The organism is Bacteroides sp. AF29-11 (assembly GCF_003602895.1).
GTDB lineage: Bacteria > Bacteroidota > Bacteroidia > Bacteroidales > Bacteroidaceae > Bacteroides > Bacteroides uniformis.
On the sequence record NZ_QTLY01000007.1, the window covers coordinates 277,723 to 301,475 of the forward strand.

At 47.7% G+C, this 23,753-nt stretch carries 18 protein-coding genes and 8 tRNA genes; 18 read left to right on the plus strand and 8 right to left on the minus strand.

Going from position 1 to position 23,753, the window contains the following annotated elements:
• Window positions 1–6: 6 nt before the first annotated feature.
• From map to DWZ03_RS13720, 4 genes are all read right to left on the minus strand, one after another.
• A complete protein-coding gene (gene map, locus DWZ03_RS13705) occupies window positions 7–861 on the minus strand; it encodes a type I methionyl aminopeptidase (RefSeq protein ID WP_005828329.1) in 855 nt (284 codons plus the stop codon).
• A gap of 101 nt (window positions 862–962) precedes the next feature.
• The gene (locus DWZ03_RS13710; RefSeq protein WP_120130274.1) at window positions 963–4,385 is read right to left on the minus strand and encodes an AAA family ATPase; all 3,423 of its coding nucleotides are present in this window, start codon (window positions 4,383–4,385) and stop codon (window positions 963–965) included.
• 15 nt (window positions 4,386–4,400) lie between these two features.
• Window positions 4,401–5,612 (minus strand): exonuclease SbcCD subunit D, encoded by a 1,212-nt coding sequence (locus tag DWZ03_RS13715; protein WP_120130275.1) that lies wholly within the window; start codon window positions 5,610–5,612, stop codon window positions 4,401–4,403.
• A 27-nt stretch (window positions 5,613–5,639) separates the two neighbouring features.
• Entirely contained in the window at window positions 5,640–6,269 is a 630-nt protein-coding gene (locus tag DWZ03_RS13720; RefSeq protein ID WP_005836463.1) for an HU family DNA-binding protein, read from the minus strand.
• A gap of 270 nt (window positions 6,270–6,539) precedes the next feature.
• Here DWZ03_RS13720 and DWZ03_RS13730 point away from each other — a divergent pair, with 270 nt between their 5' ends.
• From DWZ03_RS13730 to DWZ03_RS13755, 6 genes are all read left to right on the plus strand, one after another.
• The gene (locus tag DWZ03_RS13730; RefSeq protein WP_120130276.1) at window positions 6,540–7,622 is read left to right on the plus strand and encodes a hypothetical protein; all 1,083 of its coding nucleotides are present in this window, start codon (window positions 6,540–6,542) and stop codon (window positions 7,620–7,622) included.
• A gap of 93 nt (window positions 7,623–7,715) precedes the next feature.
• Window positions 7,716–8,045 (plus strand): PAS domain-containing protein, encoded by a 330-nt coding sequence (locus DWZ03_RS13735; protein WP_005828341.1) that lies wholly within the window; start codon window positions 7,716–7,718, stop codon window positions 8,043–8,045.
• 16 nt (window positions 8,046–8,061) lie between these two features.
• Window positions 8,062–8,931, plus strand: coding sequence for an aldose 1-epimerase family protein (locus tag DWZ03_RS13740; RefSeq protein WP_120130291.1), 870 nt, complete (start codon window positions 8,062–8,064; stop codon window positions 8,929–8,931).
• Between the two features lie 105 nt (window positions 8,932–9,036).
• Window positions 9,037–10,179 (plus strand): MFS transporter AraJ, encoded by a 1,143-nt coding sequence (gene araJ, locus DWZ03_RS13745; RefSeq protein WP_120130277.1) that lies wholly within the window; start codon window positions 9,037–9,039, stop codon window positions 10,177–10,179.
• Window positions 10,180–10,236: 57 nt separating this feature from the next.
• Complete coding sequence (locus DWZ03_RS13750) at window positions 10,237–10,671, plus strand: hypothetical protein (protein WP_120130278.1); 435 nt, start codon at window positions 10,237–10,239, stop codon at window positions 10,669–10,671.
• A gap of 10 nt (window positions 10,672–10,681) precedes the next feature.
• Complete coding sequence (locus tag DWZ03_RS13755) at window positions 10,682–11,095, plus strand: hypothetical protein (protein ID WP_120130292.1); 414 nt, start codon at window positions 10,682–10,684, stop codon at window positions 11,093–11,095.
• Between the two features lie 66 nt (window positions 11,096–11,161).
• Here the strand turns inward: DWZ03_RS13755 and DWZ03_RS13760 are convergent, their stop codons facing one another.
• A complete protein-coding gene (locus DWZ03_RS13760) occupies window positions 11,162–12,073 on the minus strand; it encodes an RluA family pseudouridine synthase (RefSeq protein ID WP_008663283.1) in 912 nt (303 codons plus the stop codon).
• Window positions 12,074–12,133: 60 nt separating this feature from the next.
• Window positions 12,134–13,555 (minus strand): 23S rRNA (uracil(1939)-C(5))-methyltransferase RlmD, encoded by a 1,422-nt coding sequence (gene rlmD / locus DWZ03_RS13765; protein WP_008663284.1) that lies wholly within the window; start codon window positions 13,553–13,555, stop codon window positions 12,134–12,136.
• A gap of 203 nt (window positions 13,556–13,758) precedes the next feature.
• On the opposite strand from rlmD, the gene ppdK reads away from it, so the two are divergent.
• Window positions 13,759–16,479 (plus strand): pyruvate, phosphate dikinase, encoded by a 2,721-nt coding sequence (ppdK, locus tag DWZ03_RS13770; RefSeq protein WP_117963688.1) that lies wholly within the window; start codon window positions 13,759–13,761, stop codon window positions 16,477–16,479.
• 167 nt (window positions 16,480–16,646) lie between these two features.
• The gene (locus tag DWZ03_RS13775; RefSeq protein ID WP_005828359.1) at window positions 16,647–17,531 is read left to right on the plus strand and encodes a sensor histidine kinase; all 885 of its coding nucleotides are present in this window, start codon (window positions 16,647–16,649) and stop codon (window positions 17,529–17,531) included.
• Between the two features lie 21 nt (window positions 17,532–17,552).
• On the opposite strand, the gene DWZ03_RS13780 is transcribed toward DWZ03_RS13775, so the two are convergent.
• Together DWZ03_RS13780 and DWZ03_RS13785 are read right to left on the minus strand one after the other, a co-directional pair.
• Window positions 17,553–18,161 (minus strand): thiamine phosphate synthase, encoded by a 609-nt coding sequence (locus tag DWZ03_RS13780; protein ID WP_120130279.1) that lies wholly within the window; start codon window positions 18,159–18,161, stop codon window positions 17,553–17,555.
• 166 nt (window positions 18,162–18,327) lie between these two features.
• Window positions 18,328–18,948: a superoxide dismutase gene (locus DWZ03_RS13785; RefSeq protein ID WP_005828364.1), complete on the minus strand. Its 621-nt coding sequence runs from the start codon at window positions 18,946–18,948 to the stop codon at window positions 18,328–18,330.
• 144 nt (window positions 18,949–19,092) lie between these two features.
• On the opposite strand from DWZ03_RS13785, the gene DWZ03_RS13790 reads away from it, so the two are divergent.
• The 10 genes from DWZ03_RS13790 to DWZ03_RS13840 all read left to right on the plus strand — a co-directional run bounded on the left by DWZ03_RS13790 (window position 19,093) and on the right by DWZ03_RS13840 (window position 23,734).
• Entirely contained in the window at window positions 19,093–21,447 is a 2,355-nt protein-coding gene (locus DWZ03_RS13790) for an ATP-dependent helicase (RefSeq protein ID WP_120130280.1), read from the plus strand.
• Window positions 21,448–21,648: 201 nt separating this feature from the next.
• Window positions 21,649–22,794, plus strand: coding sequence for a carboxynorspermidine decarboxylase (gene nspC, locus DWZ03_RS13795; RefSeq protein WP_035448315.1), 1,146 nt, complete (start codon window positions 21,649–21,651; stop codon window positions 22,792–22,794).
• 111 nt (window positions 22,795–22,905) lie between these two features.
• Window positions 22,906–22,978 (plus strand) — tRNA-Gly (locus tag DWZ03_RS13805).
• Window positions 22,979–23,006: 28 nt separating this feature from the next.
• Window positions 23,007–23,091, plus strand: a tRNA-Leu gene (locus tag DWZ03_RS13810).
• Between the two features lie 40 nt (window positions 23,092–23,131).
• Window positions 23,132–23,215, plus strand: a tRNA-Leu gene (locus DWZ03_RS13815).
• A gap of 14 nt (window positions 23,216–23,229) precedes the next feature.
• Window positions 23,230–23,302 (plus strand) — tRNA-Gly (locus tag DWZ03_RS13820).
• Between the two features lie 27 nt (window positions 23,303–23,329).
• Window positions 23,330–23,411 (plus strand) — tRNA-Leu (locus DWZ03_RS13825).
• A 43-nt stretch (window positions 23,412–23,454) separates the two neighbouring features.
• A tRNA-Leu gene (locus DWZ03_RS13830) sits at window positions 23,455–23,538 on the plus strand.
• 14 nt (window positions 23,539–23,552) lie between these two features.
• Window positions 23,553–23,625 (plus strand) — tRNA-Gly (locus DWZ03_RS13835).
• A 27-nt stretch (window positions 23,626–23,652) separates the two neighbouring features.
• Window positions 23,653–23,734: transfer RNA gene (locus tag DWZ03_RS13840), tRNA-Leu, on the plus strand.
• The last annotated feature ends 19 nt before the right edge of the window (window positions 23,735–23,753 follow it).

The following is a 23,753-nucleotide window of genomic DNA, read 5'->3' on the forward strand; positions in this document are numbered from 1 at the left end:
TCCGCCTTATTGTGTCAATATTTCGTTTCCGTCTTCAGTAATCAGGATTTGGCTTTCCCATTGGGCAGAAGGCAGTCCGTCGTCTGTGCAGACGGTCCATCCGTCGGCTTCGTCGATAAAGACTTCGTAGCTTCCCATGTTAATCATCGGTTCGATGGTGAACGTCATGCCCGGCACTATCAGCATGCCCGTACCGCGTTTGCCGAAGTGTTCCACATCCGGTTCTTCGTGGAACTTGACGCCGCAGCCATGTCCGCAGAGGTCGCGTACCACGCTGTATCCGTTCTTTTCCGCATGCTCCTGGATGGCGGCGCCTACGTCACCGAGGCGTGCCCAGGGCTGTGCGGTCTGTATGCCTATGTCACGGCATTCTTTGGTGACCTGTACCAGTCTCTGCATGTCGGGGCTGACTTCGCCAATCATGAACATGCGTGATGCGTCGGCAAAGTAACCTTTGTAAATGGTGGATACATCGACATTTACAATGTCACCGCTTTTCAGGAATTCCCTGGTGCTGGGAATGCCGTGGCACACTACATCGTTGATGCTGGTGCACACACTTTTGGGGAAGCCTTCGTACATGAAGGGGGCGGGGATGGCGTCGTGGTCTGTGGTGAAGCAATACACCATATGGTCAATTTCAGCTGTGGACATGCCTTCGCGAATGTTCTCGGAGAGATAATCCAGCAGGGCCGTGTTGATTTTGGCGCTTGCGCGGATACCGGCCAACTGCTCCTCGGTGCGGAGTGCGCTTCGCATCGGCAGTTTATATCCTTCTTTCTTATAATGTTGAATTTTGGCTTCTACTTCGTCGGAATAGTTTTTAGGAGTAAACCGGACTCCTTTCATGAACTTTTTCATTGTCTTTTCTTTTTTATGAGACTGCAAAAATACACAATAATGCAGGTGCTTGTACTATCAAGAGCCGAAAAAACATTCGTTTTCTTTATCCCGATACCAGCTTAGAGGGTATTCACCACTTCTATTTCGCTTCTTGAACTGTCTATCCTCCGTACTTGTATCTGGGTCTTTATGCGCTCTTTCAGTCCTTCCACGTGACTGATGATGCCTACCTTCTTGCCACCCATCTGGTGCAGTTTTTCCAATGTGTCCATAACGGTGTTCAGATAGTCGCTGCTCAGTGTGCCGAAACCTTCGTCGATGAACAGTGTGTCTACCGAGAGGCTCTGGCGGCTGAGGGAAGAAAGTCCGAGGGCAAGTGACAGAGATACCAGGAAGCTTTCGCCGCCCGACAAGGTGCATGCCGGACGTGCCGAGCCTCCTTGATGGAAGTCGCGCAGCAGGATGGTGAGCGAACCGGCCTGGCACTCCAGTTCGTAGCGGTCGGTCAAGCGTTGCAGATAGAAATTGGCGCCTGCCAGCAGTTCTTTCAAGACGAAGCTCTGGGCTATGTTGCGGAAGTTCTTTCCCCGTTCGTCACCGAAGTGGCGGCAGAGGCGGTCCCACTTCAGATACTCTTCGCGCAGCCGGTCGGCACGTTCCTTTTCTTCCTTTATCCGGTCGATGTTGCGGGTGTTTTCTTCCAGGCGTAACTTCTGCTGGCCGATGGATTGGTTGCCGGCGGTTATCTTTTCTTCGAGATTCGCGATGAGTGCATCCAGGGTTTCGAGGTTTTCGTTTTCTTCTATTTCGGGCTTCCGGTTGATGTGCTCTTCCACTTGTCCGGTGGCCAGATGAAAGGAGGTCGATGCAGCTACTTCTTCCTCTTTAAGTGTCTGCAGTGAGGCACGCAATGCTTCTATCCGGGAGCCGGACCAAGCGGATAGGACGGTGATACGCTCCTCGTCGAGAGTGGGGTTGGCGGCATAGAACCCGGTTAAATCCTTTTGCAGCCTCGCCATTTGGTCTGCGGTGGAGGATATGCTTTGTTTCAGTCCGCTTGCTTGTGTATTCAGATTATTCCAGGCAATCCCCAGGTCCTTGATTTCCATTTCCTGTGTTGCTGCAGGTGCGTTGCGCCAGTCGGGGAATGCGGCATCGATGCTTTCCTTGTTGATGTTTATCCCTTCCAGCTCTTTGTGGATAAGGGCAATGGCGGATTTCAGTTCTCTTTGTTTTTCCTGCGCCAGACGGTAGTTGCGCGTAGCTTGCGTCAGGCGGTCAATAAAGGAGAGGGGGGAGTTCTTCCATTCCGTGTTCCATCCTTCCCAGAGGATGTGGGGAGTGACGCGGTCCATGGTGGCACGTATGTTCTCCTTTTCGTTGGCGGTGAGCGACTCGTAATTGACGATGCTGTTTTTCAGCTCATTCAGCACTCTGTCGGCAGAGTTGAAGGCTTGGCGTGCAGCGTCCACATGTTTTTGGCATTCGTCCTTTTGCCGTTGCAGAGCTATGATTTGTGCGCTGAGCTTTTGAACTTCCGTGAGCTTTTCGTTCAGTTTGTCTGCTTCCAGCTTGTTCTCTTCCAGTAGCTTCTTCAGGGTTTCGCCGGTGGTTGTGGAGAGGCCGACGCCGTTGCATTGGGCGCATTTGGCCTGTGCGTCAGTGTGGGCAAGGTTGTAGCTCCGGAGCGCTCTTGCTGTGGACTGACGGGCATTCTCTGCCAGCGTTCCGTAGGTATTGGATTCTGTCCGGTTGTTGTTCAATGCCTGCTCGGTTTCCTTGTATTCTTTCTCTTTTGTTTTCAGGGAGGTGCGTATGGGAGCAAGGACAGACTGGAAATCTTCATCTTTGCAAAGCGATTTTATTTCTTGTCCGCACACGGGGCAAGTATCCCCGACGACAAGCCGGGAGCGTGTTTCCTTTGCCCACTCTTCTACGGCTTCCTTTTGCTTGTCGTAGAGGGTGCGGATGTCATCATAACTTGTTTTCCTGCTGTCGAATGCCGTTTGCAGGAGGACGTATTGCTTTTGGCACGCCTCCACTTTGGCGTTCAAAGCCTTTTCGTTTTCCTTCGCCTCGTTCAGTGTCCTTTCCGTTTCAGCCAGTAAAGACAAGGCGCTCAAGGCTTGTAGCAGGTTCTCCCGTCCGGCATCGAGTTTGTTTTTCTTGTCTTGCAGGGCAGGGCGGTCCATGGTTTCAAGCTGCTTGTTCCGGAGGTTTATTTCGTTTTGCAATGCATGGTTCTCTTGTTCTTTCCGGGTGAGGGCAGCTTCCTTGTCGGTACGCTCCTTGACTTTTACGGGTTGTTGCGCGGCAAGTCTTTCAAGGTGCGCGTTGTAGGTGCCGATGCGTGTTTGGGCATCGAGTGCGGATTTTAGGCCGGTAATGATGGATTGGCTTTGCTCGAACATGGGCAGTAAGGGCGAATGCTCTTGCAAATACTTCTCGGCACGATGCAGCTTGTCTTCTTGCTCTTTCAGGAAACCGCATAGCCACTTGCTTCCTCCGTCCAGCCGGGCAAAGGATGCTCTCAGTATCCCGGCTTGTGCATGGTTCTGTTGTTGTTGCTGTTGCTGTTGTTTCAAGGTAGAGAGCCAGTTGCGGGCATCGGCGGTGGCGTTCCATTCCTTAATCAGCAGTTCTTTCTGTTTGAATTCGTCCGATTGCAGTTGCGCTTGCTTCCCTTCCCACATCTTCTTTTGCTGTTCACGGGTGAGGAGGAGTTCGGAGTATTTCTTCAGCCAGTCCCGTTTTGCGAGGGCGGTAGTTTTCTGCTCATTGGCTTCCTTGACTCCGGCATTTTGCGTGGCTATGGCTTCCTTGATTGCAGTGACTTCTTCTTCTGCCAGGATGTGGATGCCTTCCAGCTTCCGGTTCTGGTTTTCGTATTCCGTCCGTCTTTCCTTGGTGGCGGCATATATTTCGGCACCTATTTCGGAGTAGATACTTGTACCGGTCAGCTTTTCCAGAATATCCGATTTTTCGCTTTCCTTGCTTTGCAGGAACTTGGTGAAGTCGCCTTGCGCCAGCATGGTGGTGCGGCAGAATTGTTCGAAGGTCAACCCCACTGCAGCTTGTATTTCTGCCTTTATCTCATTCTTTTTGTTGAGCTGTGCGCCGCTTTTCTTGTTTTCCAGTGTCCAGCGCACATCTTGCACGGCTCCTGAAATCTTGCGGTGTGCCCGTGCCACGTACCATCGGGCGGTGTAGGGCGTTTCGTTCGAGCCGGTAAACTCCAGCTCCGTCCATGCTTCACTGGTGTTACGGCGCATCAGTTGCCGGCTGTCGTTGATGGCAACATCTTCCTTTTTGGCAGAGAAAGTCTGGCTCAGGTCTTTGTATTTTTCGTTCTCGGCATGGTCCATGCGGGGCGTTTCGTTGTAGAGTGCCAGGCAGATGGCGTCGAGAATGGTTGTCTTCCCTGCACCCGTCTCGCCGCAGATAAGGAAAAGGGATTCCTCGCTTAGCGGTCCGTTCTCAAAGTCGATGACGGCATCTTCTATGGAGGCAAGGTTCTTTATGGTCAGTTTCTGGAGTTTCATGTTCCGGACAAATGATTAGGAGTTGTTCTTGCTTTTCACTTTTTGCATGACAGTCTCCATCAGCTGGCAAAGTTCTGGGTCCATCTCTTCTCCTTCGGTTTCGCGGTAGTAGAGTCTGGCTATTTCCAGGGGAGACATTTCCTGCATCTCTTGGATGGAGATAGGCTTGCTCTCGTCAGTGTCGGCCTGCCGCTCTCGGGTAGTCTTGATGTAGCAATATTTGCATGCCTTGCCTTTGGCGGCGTTCGAGGCTTTTTCGTTGCAGTCGGGGGGCAGGTAGCCTTTTGTCAGCACATTCAGACGGAGGTATGCAGGTTTCTCTTCCGGATATTCTTCCAGTAATTTCAAGGCGTCTTCGAAAGGTGTCGGGTCATGGGGAAGTGTGACGAGCGGAATCGGATTTTCAATTTCCCTTGTACTGATTTGTGGTTCTGCCCCTTTCTCCAACTCGATGATGGAGATGGAGTGCGGATAGGTTTCGTCGAAGCTGACGGGGAGGGGAGTGCCGCAATAGCGTGCGTGGTGATGACTGCCTTTGATGTCCTGAGGGCAATGGATGTGTCCGAGTGCCAGGTAGTCGTATCCTTCTCCCATAGCGCTGAGGGGAACATACTCTATTCCGCCGATACTCTCATCGTGCCCGCTACGGTCGCTGCCTTCAATGGAGAGATGGGCCATGAGGACGACGGGAAGCTGTGCCGTATTCCGTTTCTTCACTTCGTCCAGCAGTGCCTGGAAGAAGCGTGCCTGCCGTTGGTCGCGCGGTGTTTCAGTGTCCAGCAGGGGGAAGTTTTGCGGATAGACGTGGGGCACGGCAATGACGTAGCCTATTGTCTTTTTTTCATTGTTTATCTCGATGATATGCTTGTTCAGATTCACTTCCTCGGCTGTACGTTCGATGTTTCCCACGACATTCAGGCCGAAGTGCTGCCAGAGGCTGCTGTCTATCTCCAGTTTCGAGCTGCTGTCGTGGTTTCCGGCGGTGACTACGATGGCCATTCCGGGGCAGGCTTGATGGATGTTCAGCATGGCGTCGGTGTACATCTTCTGCGTGGCGGCAGCGGGAGAGGAGTAGTGGTAGATATCTCCGCTTACCACCATGGCGTCGGGCTGCTCTTCGGTTACTATGCGGGTGAGTTGCCGTAGGAAGGATTGCTGCTCGGCGGTGCGGTCGTAGTTGTAGAGGGTGTGTCCCAGGTGCCAGTCGCTGGTATGTAGTATTTTCATTGTTTTTGTTACTTCAATGGATGTGGGTTATGGTTTCCTTAGAATATAAATCTTGTGTGTTCCTCGTCCTTTGTAGTCGATGCCCGATTCGGGATTGGCTATCCATTCGCGCAACTCGCGGGAGGCGGCGGACTTCAATAAGCCGGTCAGTTGGCAATAGTCGGCTTGGGTCATGAAGCTGTTCTTTTCCAGGTATTTTTTTGCCCGTTCCAGCCGTTCCTGCGGAGAAAACACTTGTGAGGAGCGTTGGAATTTGTCGGTGGAACGTTTCAGGTGGCAATGGCGAGCGGTACGGTACAGTAGTTCTTTGTCCACCTTGAAATGTATGTCCTTCAGGCAGATGCTGACGGCGTTTCGCTTGGTGTCTCCTTCTTCGCCCGTCTCCCGTTCACGGTCTTGCCGCAGACCGAGGGCAGGGGTGAATACTCCTAAGTTGTCAATCTTCACGGAGTAACCTTGCCCCATTTGGTAGGCTATTTCGTCGGTGATGGCTTGCACCAGTCCGATGATGTCTCCTCGTGTGAAGGATGAGGCGTATGCTATCTTTTCGGTGATGGTTTCCAAGTCCACCTGCCCGTATAGTTTCATTCGTGGGTAGAGGATGCGTTTGCCGTCTTCTCCCGGCAGGTTCAGTTCCTGCATGTTGTATTCTGCCATGATGGTAGCGTTGTTATGAGGTTCGTTTGTTTATTGGGGCTTACAAAGTTTGTCCCAAGGTTGCGGATGTGTATGCCAAGGTTGGGGATTTCTATCCCAAGGCTTGGGATAGACAAACCAAGGGCGAAGGTAATTCTTTATCTCTATACTTGCAAACTTTACTATTAGTAGTTAGGAAGTTTTTTATTGGTAGTCGGGAAGTTTTTTGTTATAGGTTTGAGAGAGGAATTGAAAAAAACGTTATCTTTGTTACATAAGAGAAGTGCATGAATGATGAACAAAACTAAAATTAAGCGATATATGAAACATTATCCGGACTTATTATTGTTGTTTACCTTATTGTCCGTTACCACAATGATTAAAGCACAAATATCGATAAGACCTTATAGCGAATGGGAAGCAACCCAGTTTGTTGCAGTGAACGGACATCAGCCCGAAGACTATGTAAAGCCAGATAATAATTGGGAAATACTATACAATTTACGGACTCCACGTACTCAAGCCGAACTTCGTGAAATGGGTATTAAATGCTCTGATAGCCAATTATTGTTATTGGAAGTAGGTGGACTTGTCAGTAAAACAAAAGGAAAATGGGAAGCTACTATACCCATTCTCGACAAAGAACAGACCAATTCTCTAAGAAGCTTAAGTAAGGAGATTGCTGAATCCATGTATGTCAAAACAAAGGCAGACTTTATATCATTGGCACAAACTATCAGTGAAATGGGATTCAAGAACAATGTACTCTCACTTGTTTTTTCATACCTTCTGGATGGAAAAATGTGGACAAAGTTAGTCATGTTTGAGGATGTTGACAATTATACAAGCTGGAGTGGCTGTTACTGGGTATTATACGAATCAAGAAATGGCTTTGCATGCGGTACGAATGGTTTCGGAGAACAGAATTTGATTTTGACTTACATCAATAGCGGCATTGCTCCTGACAACGACATTATGGACCATTGTGCTGATGAAATAGCACAATTTGGAAAAGTAACAGATGCCAAACTCGTTTCTCAGTTAAAACCTTATGGGCTGGTAGATGATAATGGAGATGTATTATTTCCTATTATAAAGAAACGGCAAGACCGCTTTCATCAAATAACTGAAAAATTGGTAAACTCTATCAGTGCGGAACTAAAGAATAATTGTGGCTCCTTAGCAAGCCAATATGGTATTGACAATGAAAAAGTGGCAATGGTGATGCTGTACCATGAAGTCATGTGGGATTTGGTAGATAATCTGATTCAAGATAGGATAATCTTTACTCCAGCTATTTTCAAAGATGAAGAATCGAATAAAGAACGATTGAATGAAGTCGTTTTCTTCATAGAAGGAGGATTAATGCAATAATAATTCGATAGAGAAAAGGACATTTGACTTTGAAGAGTTTTCTGTAAATGCATTTCAAGTGCATAGAAAATAGCCAATTAAAAATAAAGAATTATGTACGAATGGGCCAATGAAATGAACTGTGCCGTAACTGTATGCGACACAAAGGGAATCATCCTATATATGAACGAGAAAGCATGCCGTACGTTTGCCAAACACGGTGACCTGATAGGCAAGAATCTCTTTGATTGCCACAACCCGCAATCGCAAGCCAAGATACGCGAACTGCTGGAGACGGGGGGAGTGAATGCCTACACCATTGAGAAGAACGGTGTCAAGAAAATGATTTATCAGACGGCATGGAAGCAGGACGGAGTGGTCGGTGGCCTGGTGGAGATTTCGATGGAAATACCCGGAGAGATGCCACACTATATGAGAAAATAACAAAATGATATATGATATGAAAACACTTTCTAATTCAGAACTGACAATTAAAGTCTCCCCACATGGGGCCGAGTTATGCAGTATCTTGCATGATGGAAAAGAATATCTTTGGCAGGCAGACCCTGCTTTCTGGAAACGGCATTCTCCGGTGCTTTTTCCCATTGTAGGCAGCGTTTGGGAGAATGAATACCGCCACGAAGGCGTTTCCTACGCATTGACGCAACACGGTTTTGCCCGCGATATGGATTTTGAATTGATATTTGAACAGGAAGATGAGGTACGCTATCGACTGGTTGACAGTGAGGAAACACGCAAGAAATATCCTTTCCCGTTTTGTCTTGAGATAGGCTATCGGATAGAAGGAAAGAAGGTTGAAGTGCTTTGGAAAGTCATCAATACCGGAACACGCGAAATGCACTTCCAGATAGGAGCTCATCCGGCTTTCTATTATCCGGACTATGATGCGGAGACAATGGACCGTGGATATTTCGGCTTTGATAAGACGGAAGGTTTGCACTATATCCTTATCTCCGAGAAAGGATGTGCCGCTCCGGATAAGGAATATTTGCTTGAGTTGACAGATGGCCTGCTGCCTTTGGACATACACTCCTTTGATAAAGATGCCTTGATTCTGGAAAACAGTCAAGTGAAAGAAGTTACATTATATAATAAGGAAAAGAAACCCTATCTCAGTCTGTATTTCGACACTCCGGTGGTGGGGCTGTGGTCGCCTCCGGCCAAGAATGCTCCGTTTGTCTGCATCGAGCCGTGGTACGGGCGTTGTGACAGTGCCCATTATAAAGGTGAATATAAGAATAAGGACTGGATGCAGCACTTGATACCGGGAGAAGTCTTTAATGGTGGGTATACAATTGATATAAGATAAAAAATGAAGAAGGATACTGAAAATAATTCGGTATCCTTTTTATTTGGAGAATGCAATGTCATTATCTTTGCGCCCGGTAAAAAATATAGGTTGTTTTTTTAAGGTATGAAGAAGAGTCTTATTGCATTGGCATTCGGTACATTGGGGCTGGGGATTGCCGAATTTACGATGATGGGTATTTTGCCCTATGTGGCTACTGATTTGGGAATCAGCATTCCCGTGGCCGGTCATTTCATTTCTGCGTATGCGTTGGGTGTCTGTTTTGGTGCACCCATGCTGCTCCTGGCCCGCAAACGTCCGTTGAAGCAGATTCTGCTGGTCTTGATGACATTAATGATTGTGGGTAATATTTGTGCGTCTATGGCACCCAATTATTGGGTCTTGCTGTTGGGACGTTTTGTTTCCGGACTTCCTCATGGCGCTTATTTTGGGGTGGCTTCCATTGTTGCGGGAAAATTGGCTGATAAGGGGAAAAGCTCGGAGGCGGTTTCAATTATGATAGCGGGAATGACTGTGGCCAATCTGTTTGGGGTGCCGTTGGGTACTTCGTTGAGCCATACGCTGTCTTGGCGTGCCACGTTTCTGCTGGTAGGTGCCTGGGGATTGATAACACTGTACTACATTTGGCGTTGGGTACCGCAGGTCGAAGGACTGAAAGACACGGGATTTAAAGGACAGTTCCGTTTTTTGAAGAAGCCGGCGCCGTGGCTCATATTGGGAGCTACGGCTTTGGGCAACGGTGGCGTATTCTGCTGGTATAGCTACATCACCCCGTTGCTGACCGAGGTTTCCGGTTTTAGTGCGGACAGCATTACGGCACTGATGGTACTGGCAGGATTCGGAATGGTTGTCGGCAATCTGGTCAGTGGGCGCATGTCCGACCGGTACACTCCGGGGAAAGTCGGTACGGTGGTGCAAGGGATGATATGTGTTATTTTATTATTGATATTTTTACTCTCGCCCCATCCGTGGTGTTCGGCAATATTGATGACACTCTGTACGGCAGGTTTGTTTGCCGTCTCCAGTCCGGAGCAGGTGTTGATGATTCGTGTGGCTCCTGGAGGAGAAATGTTAGGAGGCGCTTGTGTGCAGATGGCTTTCAATTTTGGGAATGCTATCGGAGCTTATATCGGAGGCCTTGCCTTGAGTGGAGGCTACCGTTATCCTGCATTGGCAGGCGTACCGTTTGCACTGATGGGATTTATTTTATTCCTTGTCTTCTACAAGAAATTTCAGGCGAAGTATTAAGTGTTTCATTTTTTTTGTGTATGTTTGTCCGCAAGTATTAACTAAACTCGATAACTTATGAAGACTTTGAATTATGTGAAGATATTGCTGTTGTGTGTATTTACGATTGGGTTGGCGTCTTGTGGGGATGATGTATATTATACCATGCAGAATAGCGACGACAAATTGTGTGGAAAGACGTGGGTAGAAGAATATCAGACGGAAAACAAAGATGGAGTTGAAGTGTTATGCAGTCATCAACTGAAGTTTGCCAAAGCTGATAATTCCGGACAGGAAATCTGGGAGTATTATCGCGGAGGCGAGTCCCGTCCCTATGAAACGACTTCACGTACTTTTACTTGGAAATGGATGGACAAGTCTATGGAGGGGTTGACGCTGAATTACGGTGCGGGTGAAATCAAGTACTTTGATAATGTATGGGTGCGCGAGCATTATTTATCCGGCAAGCTGGATGGAGTAGTTGTAATGATGGTAGATGCTAATTATAAATAAAGTATGGCTTATGAATAATATGTTGAAATACACAAAATTGTTATTGTTGTTTGTCCTTGTATTAGGATTGACATCATGTGATAGTGAGGAAGAAACGGAATATAATCTGCCCGGTGAATGGTATACATCTGAAGAAATAGATTTTGGGGCATATACTTGGGGTAGGGGGACGATTATGACCTTTAACGCGCGTAACCAAGGTACTATTGGTTCATATGGCGACCCGAATTATTTGCTTTTCAGATGGAATTGGGTTAGTGGGGCTTACAATCTGATGGAATTGGAATTCTATGATGATGGCAGCATGGCTTACATTGAAGGAGCCATGGCTGATTCTTATTCTTTCAGTGGTACTTGGTATAATAGCTGGAGGGAATATCAAGATAATATTCACGGACAGCCTTTTCGTATGCGTCGGCAATGACGACATGCTTATCAATAAAAAACGGAGCAAATCAATTGCTCCGTTTTTTTATTGTATGTCAGCTTTTTACTTATTCTTCAAAACCAATTTCTTGAACTCTCCCGGATAAGGTGTTTCAAACCGCATCAGCTCTCCCGTGACGGGATGATAGAAACAGAGTTTGAAAGCATGCAGGGCCAAGCGTCCGATAGGATTTACGTCTTCCAGTCCATAGCGTCCGTCGCCGATAATGGGATGCCCCAAATCCTGCATGTGTACACGTATCTGGTTTTTTCGTCCCGTTTCCAGGTTCAGTTCAACGAGAGAGTATCCATTGGCTCGTTTGATGGTACGGTAATGCGTAATGGATTCTTGTCCCCCGTCATCTGTCGGACTTGAATATACATACAGCTTGCGGTCTGTCAACCAAGAAACCACGGTTCCTGCATCTTTTTCCATCTCGCCGACCACCACGGCTACGTATCGCCGGTCTGTTACAATGTCATGCCAGTTATCGCGTAGTGTACGTTGGGTCTTCTCGTCTTTGGCAAACATCATCAAGCCGGAGGTGTCACGGTCCAGGCGGTGCACGATGTGTACACGGTGCTGCTTGCCCGAGCGTTGCACGTATTCATTCAAGATGGTATAGGCGGTACGTTCCTTTTGCCGGTCAGTGTTGACGGACAGCAAACCCTGCATCTTCTCTATCACGATGATATAGGCATCCTCGTATACAATCTTCATCAGTTTATGGTTGAACTCTTTACGTCCCTTCTCACGGCTGATTTGTACTTTCATACCCGGTTTCAGGGGAAAATTGTATTGTGTAGTGATAACGCTGTCCACATATATAATGCGTTTGCTCAGCAATGATTTCAGCTTGGTGCGGCTGGCGTCCGGCATTTTAGCTGCCAGAAACTCCATGAGCTCCATCGGTTCCTTCACCATGTAGTCCGTATATTGTGTGCGGGCTCTTGCTGTAATTTTTTCTTTTGCCACGACTGGTTTTAATTTACGATTAGACAATTTACAATTTACGATTGAAAACTACTTGGACTTTCAATCTTTTAATTCCAATAATACTACGTTTTCCACATGGTGGGTGTGCGGGAACATGTCTACCGGTTGAACGGCCTTCACTTTATATTTCGCATCGAGCAGTTGCAGGTCGCGCGCCTGCGTAGCCGGATTACAGCTGACGTATACGATGCGTTTGGGTTCGGCAAACAGAATGACATCCACTACATCCTGGTGCATTCCGGCACGGGGAGGGTCGGTGATGATGACATCGGGACGGCCGTATTGGTTGATGAAGTCTTGTGTCAGCATGTCTTTCATATCTCCGGCAAAGAACAATGTATTTTTAATTCCGTTAATCTCGGCATTGACCTTGGCGTCTTCAATGGCTTCGGGCACATATTCTATGCCGATTACCTGGCGTGCGTGCTTGGATACGAAATTGGCAATGGTACCCGTGCCGGTATAAAGGTCATAAACAAGCTCGTTACCGGTCAGTCCGGCAAAGTTGCGCGCTACTTTGTAGAGGTTGTAGGCTTGTTCGGAGTTGGTCTGATAGAAAGATTTGGGACCTACCTTGAAGCGCAGTCCCTCCATTTCCTCGAAGATGTGGTCTTTTCCCTTGAAGGTGTGTACCTCGAGGTCGGTGATGGTATCGTTGCACTTATTATTAATAATGTATAGCAGGGAAGTGATTTCGGGGAATGTATCTGCTATGTATTGCAGCATTTGCTTGAACAGAGCCATTTCCTCCTCTTTCTCTATCTTGCAGATGAGGATTACCATCAGTTCGCCGGTGGTAGAGGTACGCACAATCATATTGCGTAGCATTCCTTCATGCGTACGCAGGTTGATGAAGGAATAGTTGTGCTGGTAGGCATAGTCGCGTACCGCATTGCGGATGCGGTTGGATATATCGTCCTGCAACCAGCACTTTTCTATGGCAAGCACTTTATCGAAAGCATTGGGAATATGGAAGCCTACGGCATTCATCTGTTCGTATACTACATTCTGCTGAACCTCTTCTGTTGTCAGCCAACGTTTGTTGGAAAAAGTGTACTCCAGTTTATTCCGGTAGAACTGAGTTTTTTCTGAACCTAATATCGGAGAGATTTCCGGCAATTCGATTTTGCCGATGCGGGTGAGGTTGTCCGTTACTTGTTTTTGCTTATACTTGATTTGCTCGGAATAGGGGAGAACCTGCCATTTACAACCGCCGCATACACCATAATGTTGGCAGAATGGAACTGCCCGTACTGCCGAATATTCATGGAATTTCACAGCCTCGGCTTCAGCATAATGATGCTTTTTTCTCTTAATTTGCAGGTCAACTACATCGCCGGGGACGACATATGGTACGAAAATCACCAAATCATTGACTTTTGCGATGGCTTTTCCTTCGGCAGCCACATCCGTAATTGTCACCTTCTCCAGTAGGGGAAGTTCTTTTCTCTTTCTTGCCACTTTTACACCAATCTAATAAATTCTTCGGCAAAAATAGACATTTTTTCGGGATTTCTCTCTATGAAATGAAATATTAAAGATTGCAATGTCGAAATTGCATTTTAGCATAAAGTTTTTTCTGAAAAAGTTTTCTAGTCTGCGAAATATACTTAGATTTGCGAACAGAAAAGAGAAATCACTATCAAAAACTTTAAATTTATATTATGGACAAAAAAAGAGTTTATACCTTTGGTAACGGCCAGGCAGAAGGAAAGGCCGATATGAGAAACCTTTTGGGTGGGAAAGGTGCTAACCTTGCAGAAATGAACCTTATAGGGGTTCCGGTTCCTCCGGGCTTTACAATAACGACAGAAGTTTGTACGGAATATTATGAAATGGGGCAGGATAAAGTCGTTGCTCTGTTGAAGAACGAAGTTGAACAGGCCATTGCCCATGTGGAGACGCTGATGCGTTCCAAATTCGGTGATGTGGAGAATCCGTTGCTGGTTTCCGTTCGTTCGGGTGCACGCGCTTCCATGCCGGGCATGATGGACACTATCCTGAATCTTGGCTTGAATGACGAAGTGGTGGAAGGCCTGACGCGTAAGACGGGCAATGCACGCTTTGCATGGGACTCTTACCGTCGTTTCGTGCAGATGTATGGCGACGTGGTGCTGGGTATGAAGCCGGTGAACAAGGAAGATGTAGACCCGTTCGAGGCTATTATAGAAGAGGTGAAACATGCTAAAGGCGTGAAGCTGGATAACGAGCTTGAGGTGGAAGACCTTAAGGAACTCGTGAAGAAGTTCAAGGCTGCGGTGAAAGAACAAACCGGAAAAGACTTCCCGACTTGTGCCTACGAGCAGTTGTGGGGTGCCGTTTGTGCCGTATTCAACTCCTGGATGAACGAACGCGCCATCTTGTATCGTAAGATGGAGGGAATTCCTGACGAATGGGGTACTGCCGTAAGCGTTCAGGCTATGGTATTCGGTAATATGGGCGAGAGCTCTGCTACGGGTGTTTGCTTCAGCCGCGATGCTGCTACCGGTGAAGACCTTTTCAACGGTGAGTATTTGATTAATGCACAAGGCGAAGACGTGGTTGCCGGTATCCGTACTCCGCAACAGATTACAAAAATCGGTTCTCAACGTTGGGCTGAATTGGCCGGTGTAAGCGAAGAAGAACGTGCCAGCAAGTATCCTTCCATGGAGGAGGCTATGCCGGAAATCTATAAAGAATTGGATGCTTTGCAGACGAAGCTCGAAAACCACTACCGTGATATGCAGGATATGGAGTTTACCGTACAAGAGGGTAAACTCTGGTTTCTCCAGACCCGTAATGGTAAGCGTACCGGTGCCGCTATGGTGAAGATTGCCGTAGATTTGCTGCATCAAGGTATGATTGACGAAAAAACCGCATTGATGCGTTGCGAGCCCAATAAGTTGGACGAATTGCTCCACCCGGTATTTGACAAGACAGCGCTGAAGCAAGCCAAGGTATTGACCCGTGGTCTTCCCGCTTCTCCGGGTGCCGCTACGGGACAAATCGTATTCTTTGCCGATGATGCTGCCGAATGGCATGCTGCCGGCAAGCGTGTGGTGATGGTACGTATCGAGACTTCTCCGGAAGATTTGGCAGGTATGGCAGTTGCCGAAGGTATCCTGACTGCCCGCGGCGGTATGACTTCTCATGCGGCAGTGGTTGCTCGTGGTATGGGTAAGTGCTGTGTATCCGGTGCCGGTGCCTTGAATATAGACTACAAGGCGCGTACAGTGGAAGTGGATGGTGTACTGTTGAAAGAAGGTGACTATATCTCCTTGAACGGAAGCACCGGTGAAGTATATAAAGACAAGGTGGAGACAAAAGCGGCTGAGCTGTCCGGTGACTTTGCGGAACTGATGGATTTGGCAGACAAATATACGAAGCTGCAGGTTCGTACCAATGCGGATACTCCTCATGATGCCGCAGTAGCACGTAATTTTGGCGCTGTGGGTATCGGTCTTTGCCGTACGGAACACATGTTCTTTGAAGGCGAGAAGATTAAAGCCATGCGCGAGATGATTCTGGCAGAAAATGCAGAAGGGCGCCGCAAGGCTTTGGCTAAGATTCTTCCCTACCAGCAAGCTGACTTCAAGGGAATTTTCAAGGCAATGGAAGGCTGTCCGGTGACGGTGCGTCTGCTTGATCCTCCTTTGCATGAGTTTGTTCCCCATGACCTGAAGGGACAGCAGGAAATGGCAGATACGATGGGCGTGAGCCTCCAGTATATCCAGCAACGTGTTGAGGCACTTTGTGAGCATAATCCGATGTTGGGTCATCGTGGTTGCCGTTTGGGAAATACATATCCTGAAATTACACAGATGCAGACGCGTGCCATCCTGGGTGCTGCTTTGGAATTGAAGAAGGAAGGTGTTGAAACCCATCCTGAAATCATGGTGCCTCTGACCGGTATCTTGTATGAGTTCAAGCAGCAGGAAGAAGTGATTCGTGCTGAGGCTGCCCAGTTGTTTGAAGAAGTGGGTGACAGCATCGACTTCAAGGTAGGTACAATGATTGAGATTCCGCGTGCCGCCTTGACTGCCGACCGCATTGCTTCCTCTGCCGAGTTCTTCTCATTCGGTACGAACGACTTGACTCAGATGACATTTGGTTATTCACGCGACGATATCGCTTCCTTCCTCCCGATTTATCTGGAGAAGAAGATTCTGAAAGTAGACCCGTTCCAGGTACTCGACCAGAATGGTGTAGGACAGTTGGTGCGCATGGCTACTGAAAAGGGACGTGCTATCCGTCCGGATTTGAAGTGCGGTATCTGCGGCGAACATGGCGGTGAGCCTTCTTCTGTGAAGTTCTGCCACAAAGTTGGCTTGAATTATGTCAGCTGTTCTCCGTTCCGTGTGCCTATTGCACGTCTGGCTGCGGCGCAGGCTGCCATTGAAGGCTGATTTCAATAATACTGAATAATGACATTTATGGGCTGCATGCTTTACTTGGTAATGGCATGCGGCCTATTTTGTTGGAAAAAACTGTAGTTTCTATTAATTTATTTGTATTTTCTTTAGTATATTTGCTTCCCATAATTTTATAGTTTCCAATAAGCAAGCAAAAAACGATGATATTGACAATTACGGCAGCATACGATGTTTGGACGAATGACTTCTATCAGAATAATGAAGCATTGGTATATAGTTTTGGGATAATTGTCATTCTGCTTTTGGTCATCATGATAATCATTTCCATCAGCAAGAGCAAAAGGTTGAAGACGTTGCAGCGCATCAATGAGGTTGCCGAAGAATCCAACCAGCTGAAGAATGCTTTCATCGCTAATATGACTCACGAAATTCGTACTCCTTTGAATGCCATTGTAGGCTTTACAACTATGCTTGCCGAAATGGATAATTTGGACAGAGAAACCCGTATGGCTTTTCTGAAGGAGATTAATGATAACAAGGACTCGCTGCTGCAACTGGTCAATGACTTGCTGGACTATTCGAAGATTGAGGCAAATACTCTGGAATATAACGATGGAGAAGTGGATGTAAACGCGCTGATTGATGAAGTCTGTACGACGGAGAATATGCGCTCGCATCCCACGGGCATTCAGGTGGAGTTTGTAGAACGGCTGCCTCAATGCCGTTTGGTGGTAGACCGCGTGCGTTTTGCCCAAGTCATAGGTAACTTGGTGAGGAACGCCTTGAAGTTTACGGAGATGGGCAGTGTGAAAATCGGTTGCAGGAGATTGAGCAACCATAACTTCTATTTTTATGTGGCAGATACAGGCTGTGGTATCGATGAAGTGGGAAGACATGCCATCTTTGAACGGTTTGTGAAGATGAACTACAATATCAAAGGTACGGGGTTGGGGCTTTCCATCACCAAATCTATTGTGGAGCACTATGGGGGAGGTATCGGTGTGGAGTCTAAGAAAGGGGAAGGCTCCACCTTCTATTTCACGTTGCCTGCCGGTATTGAATACAAAGAGTACGGTAAATTTTGATTTGCCAGTCCAAGGCAAGGCTCAATCAGCCATTTTCTTCAACTTCTTGAAGTGGCGGATTACTTCCAGATAATCGCGGTCGGTGCAGGCATTGAATTTATTCCATAAGTCACCCATTACAACGGCACCACCGAATCCGTAATCCTTAATCTCCAGTATGTTGTTGGGAGTAATGCCTCCCAAAGCCATGACTCTACTGTCTATGACCTTACTTTTTCCTGCTTGCCGCAACTCTTCGGCTGTGAAGCCGGACGTGACTCCGGACTTTGTGATGCAATTATATATCGGGCTTAGGAACAGATAGTCATAGAAATGCTTCTTGTTCTGCACTTCATCCAGTGAATGGCAGGTGCAACTGATGTGACCCGAATAGTCATGGGGCTCTTTGGGATTGCGGGTGTTTAGATGAATCCCCATCAGGCTGAACTCTTCCTGCAGGTAGAAGTGCTCATGGGTAATGATGCGCTTATGGTATTTTGCGGGTATCAGCGTTAAAAGCCGTTCTGAATACATGGCGGGAGTTTCCGGCTTCCTCAGATGTAGAATATCCAGCCCCTCTTCGAATAGTGCCGTGATAATCTTGTCTTCTTCCACAAAAAATGTGGGTGCTGTTACTACGATGAGTTTCATTTCTTTTGTTTAACTTTTAAGTTTAGCAAAGTTAATGAATACTTATGGTAGAAGCCAAAGAATTTCTTTAAAATATGTTAGATGGCTATTTTAAACAAGAAAACGCATTCTTGAACCTTAGTTGCTCAAGAATGCGTCATTAACATGTTTAGTGGGACCTTGTTGCTTATTTCAGTCTTTTACCTACTACATCCCAGTCGATGATGCTCCACAGTTCGTTCACATGGTCGGCACGGCGGTTCTGGTAATCAAGATAGTAGGCATGTTCCCACACGTCGAATCCGAGTAGCGGAACAAGACCGGCGCGTACCGGATTGCTACCGTTGGCTTCTTTGGTGATGTGGAGTTTGCCGTTCTTGTCGGCAGACAACCAAGCCCATCCGGAGCCGAACAAGCCGACAGCTGCCGCGTTGAATTCCTTCTTGAAATTCTCAAAGCTGCCGAAGTCGCGTTTGATGGCTTCTGCCAGCTTGCCGGTAGGCTCGCTGTGGGCAGGCTTCGGAGCAAACTGTAAGAAGTATAATGTGTGGTTCAACACTTGTCCTGCATTGTTGAAGATGGCACCGTCCGGTGCTGTGGCAACAATGGTTACCAGGTCTTTGCCTTCAAATTCCGTTCCCGGAACGAGGTTGTTGAGGTTGTTCACATAGGTTTGCAGATGTTTACCGTAGTGGTAATCTATGGTTTGCTGACTGATTACAGGTTCCAGTGCATTGTTGGTGTAGGGAAGTTTTGGCATTTCGTAAGTCATAACTGTTATCATTAAAATCGTTAATATTGTATTCATAAGTTTCAATTATTTAATTTTGGAACTTTACTATATAAACACTATAACCTATAGAAATGTTCGTACGTCTCCGAAGCTTTTTTTATCTTTGCCTCCGTAAAAACAAAGGAAGAAAAAATATCATCATTTTAAGATTATACGGATATGCCCGATTATATAGAGGAACTGAACGAAGGACAACGGAACGCGGTGTTATACAATGACGGTCCGTCACTGGTGATAGCCGGTGCCGGTTCGGGAAAGACGCGCGTGCTGACCTACAAGATTGCTTATCTGCTGGAGAATGGCTACCAGCCTTGGAACATTCTGGCATTGACCTTTACCAACAAGGCGGCGCGCGAAATGAAGGAGCGTATAGCCCGTCAGGTGGGGCCGGAGAGGGCGCGCCATCTGTGGATGGGAACCTTTCACTCCATGTTCCTGCGCATTCTGCATGTCGAGGCCGGGTATATCGGCTTCACTTCGCAGTTTACCATTTACGATACGGCAGACAGTAAAAGCTTGATACGTTCCATTATCAAGGAAATGGGGCTGGATGAGAAAGTGTACAAGCCGGGGATGGTGCAGGCGCGTATCTCGAATGCCAAGAATCATCTGGTTTCTCCGGCAGGCTATGCCAACAACAAGGAGGCTTACGAAGGAGACCGTGCAGCCAAGGTTCCGGCGCTTCGCGACATCTACCAGAGATATTGGGAGCGTTGCCGGCAGGCAGATGCGATGGACTTCGACGATTTGCTGTTCTACACATTCCTGCTGTTCCGGGACCACCCCGAGGTGTTGGCGCGTTATCAGGACCAGTTCCGTTACATTCTGGTAGATGAGTATCAGGATACCAATTTTGCACAGCACAGCATTGTGCTGCAACTTGCCAAGAACCATCAGCATGTCTGTGTGGTGGGGGATGATGCACAGAGTATCTACTCCTTCCGTGGTGCTGATATTGACAATATTCTCTACTTTACGAAAGTATATCCCGATACGAAGGTCTTCAAGCTGGAGCAGAATTACCGTTCCACCCAGACCATTGTCCGCGCGGCCAACAGCCTGATAGAAAAGAACCAGTGGCAGATACGCAAGGAAGTGTTCTCGGAAAAGGAGAAGGGAGAGGCCATTGGTGTGTACCAGGCATACAGTGATGTGGAAGAAGGGGATATTGTGGTGAATAAGATAGCTGAACTGCGGCGTGAAAAGCGCTATGCCTACTCTGATTTTGCGATACTCTACCGTACCAATGCGCAGAGCCGTATTTTTGAGGAAGCCATGCGCAAACGCAGTATGCCTTACCGTATTTACGGAGGCTTGTCGTTCTATCAACGCAAGGAAATCAAAGATGTTATTGCTTACTTCCGTCTGATAGTGAATCCCAATGATGAAGAGGCTTTCAAACGTATTATCAATTATCCTGCACGGGGTATCGGAGATACGACAGTGGGAAAAATCATTGCTGCCGCCACCGGGCACAATGTAAGTTTGTGGACCGTGCTTTGTGAGCCGTTGGCGTATGGCTTGAACTTCAATAAAGGTACGGTGGGAAAGTTGCAGGCATTCCGCGAACTTATATCTGCCTTTATCACAGATGCTGCGGAGAAGAATGCCTACGAGATTGGTGCTGACATTATTCGCCAATCGGGCATCATCAATGATGTGTGTCAAGACAGCTCTCCCGAGAATCTGAGCCGTAAGGAGAATATAGAGGAGCTGGTGAACGGTATGAGTGATTTTTGCGCCCAACGGCAGGAGGAAGGAAACCCTAACGTGTTGTTGGGTGACTTCCTTTCGGAAGTTTCCCTTCTTACCGACCAGGATTCGGATAAGGATGGGGACGATGAGAAGATAACCCTGATGACTGTACATTCGGCCAAGGGATTGGAGTTCAAGAATGTGTTTGTAGTGGGGATGGAGGAGAATCTTTTTCCCAGCAGCATGGTGGGTGACTCTCCCCGGGCATTGGAGGAAGAACGGCGGCTGTTCTATGTAGCCATCACACGTGCCGAAGAACACTGTTTCCTATCGTATGCAAAGACGCGTTTCCGGTACGGCAAGATGGAGTTTGGCAGTCCCAGCCGTTTTCTGAAGGATATAGACGTACGGTTCCTGCGCCTGCCTCAGGATGCGGGAATGTTCCGCAGGGTAGAGGAGGAAGCTGCCGTTTTCCGCAGGGAGAACGCCAGAGGCTTTGCGCCTGATAAGGAAGATACTCCGTATGGAGGAAAAGAGCGTGTGTCTGTACGGCCGAAGCAGCAGATTATTGCGCCGACCGTTCCACGTAACCTGAAACGGGTGGCGCCTTCTGCAAATACGGCAAGTACATCGCCTTCTGCCGGCGCGTCTGCCAACCGTGTACAGCAGGGACAACTGATAGAGCACGAACGTTTCGGCCTGGGTGAAGTTTTGAAAGTGGAGGGCGAAGGAGACAATGCGAAAGCCACCATCCGCTTCAAGAATGCGGGAGACAAACAACTTTTGCTGCGCTTCGCGCGTTTCAAAGTTATAGGGTGATGAATATTGTTTACAAAAGAATGACTTTGCAGAAGGGCGGCATCTGTTTTACTAAATATTCCCCGGAGAATTACTAAAATGAGGAGGACGATTTAGTAAATCTTCTCCGAAGTTTTACTAAATCGTTGGAGAGGGCTTGTCAACCCCTTGTGGCGTGTTTATTAGGATGGAATCATAAATGGTAAAAAAAATATATATAAAATGACAAATAAAGACTTTTCCCTTTTCCCTTCTCCCTGCTATATTATGGAAGAAGGATTGCTGAGAAAGAACCTCGCACTGATAAAAAGTGTGGCCGACCGCGCAGGTGTGGAGATAATCCTCGCTTTCAAATCATTTGCCATGTGGCGTTCCTTTCCCATTTTCAGGGAGTATATAGACCACTCTACGGCAAGTTCTGTCTACGAAGCCCGTCTGGCATTGGAGGAGTTCGGAAGTAAGGCACATACGTACTCGCCTGCCTATACCGAGGCCGATTTTCCGGAGATAATGCGGTGCAGCAGCCATATTACTTTCAATTCGCTTTCGCAGTTCCACCGCTTTTATCCGGTAGTGGTGGCGGAGGGAAGCGGCATTTCCTGCGGTATCCGTATCAATCCTGAATACTCTGAGGTGGAAACGGAGCTTTATAATCCCTGCGCACCCGGTACCCGCTTCGGTGTAATGGCCGACCAGCTTCCCGAAGAACTTCCGGCGGGTATTGAAGGTTTTCACTGTCATTGTCACTGCGAGTCTTCTTCCTACGAGCTGGAACACACATTGGAGCACTTGGAAGGAAAATTCTCCCGCTGGTTCTCACAGATTAAGTGGTTGAATTTAGGAGGCGGGCATCTGATGACGCGTAAGGATTATGATGTAGAGCATCTTGTCCGTCTGTTGCAGGGCTTGAAGGGGCGCTATCCACATCTTCAAATCATTCTTGAGCCCGGTTCCGCTTTTACTTGGCAGACCGGTGTGCTGAGCTCGGAGATAGTGGACATCGTGGAAAACCGCGGCATTCGTACCGCCATTCTCAACGTTAGCTTTACGTGCCACATGCCGGATTGTCTGGAGATGCCCTATCAGCCTGCAGTGCGTGGAGCGGAGATGGGCGATGCGGGCCCTTACGTCTATCGCCTTGGAGGAAACTCCTGCTTGAGCGGCGACTATATGGGACTGTGGAGTTTCGACCATGAGCTGCAGATAGGGGAGAGAATCGTCTTTGAGGACATGATACATTACACCACTGTAAAGACGAATATGTTCAATGGAATTCACCATCCGGCCATTGCAATGTGGACAAAAGAAGGAAAAGCTGAAGTTTTCAAGCAATTTTCTTATGAAGATTATCGTGGGCGAATGAGTTGATAATCAAAAGTCTGCTTGTATGCCTGGCGAAAATGTACACTTTTCTGTGTGAAAAAAGTCTGCGGAATGTTTGCAGGTTTAAGGAAAATATCTACCTTTGCATCCGCAATCGCGGAAATAGCTCAGTTGGTAGAGCATAACCTTGCCAAGGTTAGGGTCGCGAGTTCGAGTCTCGTTTTCCGCTCAACGCAGTTTGGATTGCAATTACCTATGCCCAGGTGGCGGAATTGGTAGACGCGCACGTTTCAGGTGCGTGTGTCGAGAGGCATGCAGGTTCGAGTCCTGTTCTGGGCACCAAGGTAAAGCAGTCGGTTCTTTGAATTGTTGAAAGTAAGTTGGAGAGGTGGCGGAATTGGTAGACGCGCTACTTTGAGGGGGTAGTGACAATTATGTCGTGGGAGTTCGAGTCTCCTTCTCTTCACGCTTTTATACATTGCGGAAATAGCTCAGTTGGTAGAGCATAACCTTGCCAAGGTTAGGGTCGCGAGTTCGAGTCTCGTTTTCCGCTCTTTCAGATGTATTGAAGATGACTTATGCCCAGGTGGCGGAATTGGTAGACGCGCACGTTTCAGGTGCGTGTGTCGAGAGGCATGCAGGTTCGAGTCCTGTTCTGGGCACTTAGGTAAAGCAGTCGGTTCTTTGAATTGTTGAAAGTAAGTTGGAGAGGTGGCGGAATTGGTAGACGCGCTACTTTGAGGGGGTAGTGACAATTATGTCGTGGGAGTTCGAGTCTCCTTCTCTTCACGCTTTTATACATTGCGGAAATAGCTCAGTTGGTAGAGCATAACCTTGCCAAGGTTAGGGTCGCGAGTTCGAGTCTCGTTTTCCGCTCTTTCAGATGTATTGAAGATGACTTATGCCCAGGTGGCGGAATTGGTAGACGCGCACGTTTCAGGTGCGTGTGTCGAGAGGCATGCAGGTTCGAGTCCTGTTCTGGGCACTTTACTCCTCAAAAAAGG

Coding starts and splice junctions, on each gene's coding strand:
- map (WP_005828329.1), bottom strand. CDS start 861: ATGAAAAAGTTCATGAAAGGAGTCCGGTTTACTCCTAAAAACTATTCC.
- DWZ03_RS13710 (WP_120130274.1), bottom strand. CDS start 4,385: ATGAAACTCCAGAAACTGACCATAAAGAACCTTGCCTCCATAGAAGAT.
- DWZ03_RS13715 (WP_120130275.1), bottom strand. CDS start 5,612: ATGAAAATACTACATACCAGCGACTGGCACCTGGGACACACCCTCTAC.
- DWZ03_RS13720 (WP_005836463.1), bottom strand. CDS start 6,269: ATGGCAGAATACAACATGCAGGAACTGAACCTGCCGGGAGAAGACGGC.
- DWZ03_RS13730 (WP_120130276.1), top strand. CDS start 6,540: ATGATGAACAAAACTAAAATTAAGCGATATATGAAACATTATCCGGAC.
- DWZ03_RS13735 (WP_005828341.1), top strand. CDS start 7,716: ATGTACGAATGGGCCAATGAAATGAACTGTGCCGTAACTGTATGCGAC.
- DWZ03_RS13740 (WP_120130291.1), top strand. CDS start 8,062: ATGAAAACACTTTCTAATTCAGAACTGACAATTAAAGTCTCCCCACAT.
- araJ (WP_120130277.1), top strand. CDS start 9,037: ATGAAGAAGAGTCTTATTGCATTGGCATTCGGTACATTGGGGCTGGGG.
- DWZ03_RS13750 (WP_120130278.1), top strand. CDS start 10,237: ATGAAGACTTTGAATTATGTGAAGATATTGCTGTTGTGTGTATTTACG.
- DWZ03_RS13755 (WP_120130292.1), top strand. CDS start 10,682: ATGAATAATATGTTGAAATACACAAAATTGTTATTGTTGTTTGTCCTT.
- ppdK (WP_117963688.1), top strand. CDS start 13,759: ATGGACAAAAAAAGAGTTTATACCTTTGGTAACGGCCAGGCAGAAGGA.
- DWZ03_RS13775 (WP_005828359.1), top strand. CDS start 16,647: ATGATATTGACAATTACGGCAGCATACGATGTTTGGACGAATGACTTC.
- DWZ03_RS13780 (WP_120130279.1), bottom strand. CDS start 18,161: ATGAAACTCATCGTAGTAACAGCACCCACATTTTTTGTGGAAGAAGAC.
- DWZ03_RS13785 (WP_005828364.1), bottom strand. CDS start 18,948: ATGAATACAATATTAACGATTTTAATGATAACAGTTATGACTTACGAA.
- DWZ03_RS13790 (WP_120130280.1), top strand. CDS start 19,093: ATGCCCGATTATATAGAGGAACTGAACGAAGGACAACGGAACGCGGTG.
- nspC (WP_035448315.1), top strand. CDS start 21,649: ATGACAAATAAAGACTTTTCCCTTTTCCCTTCTCCCTGCTATATTATG.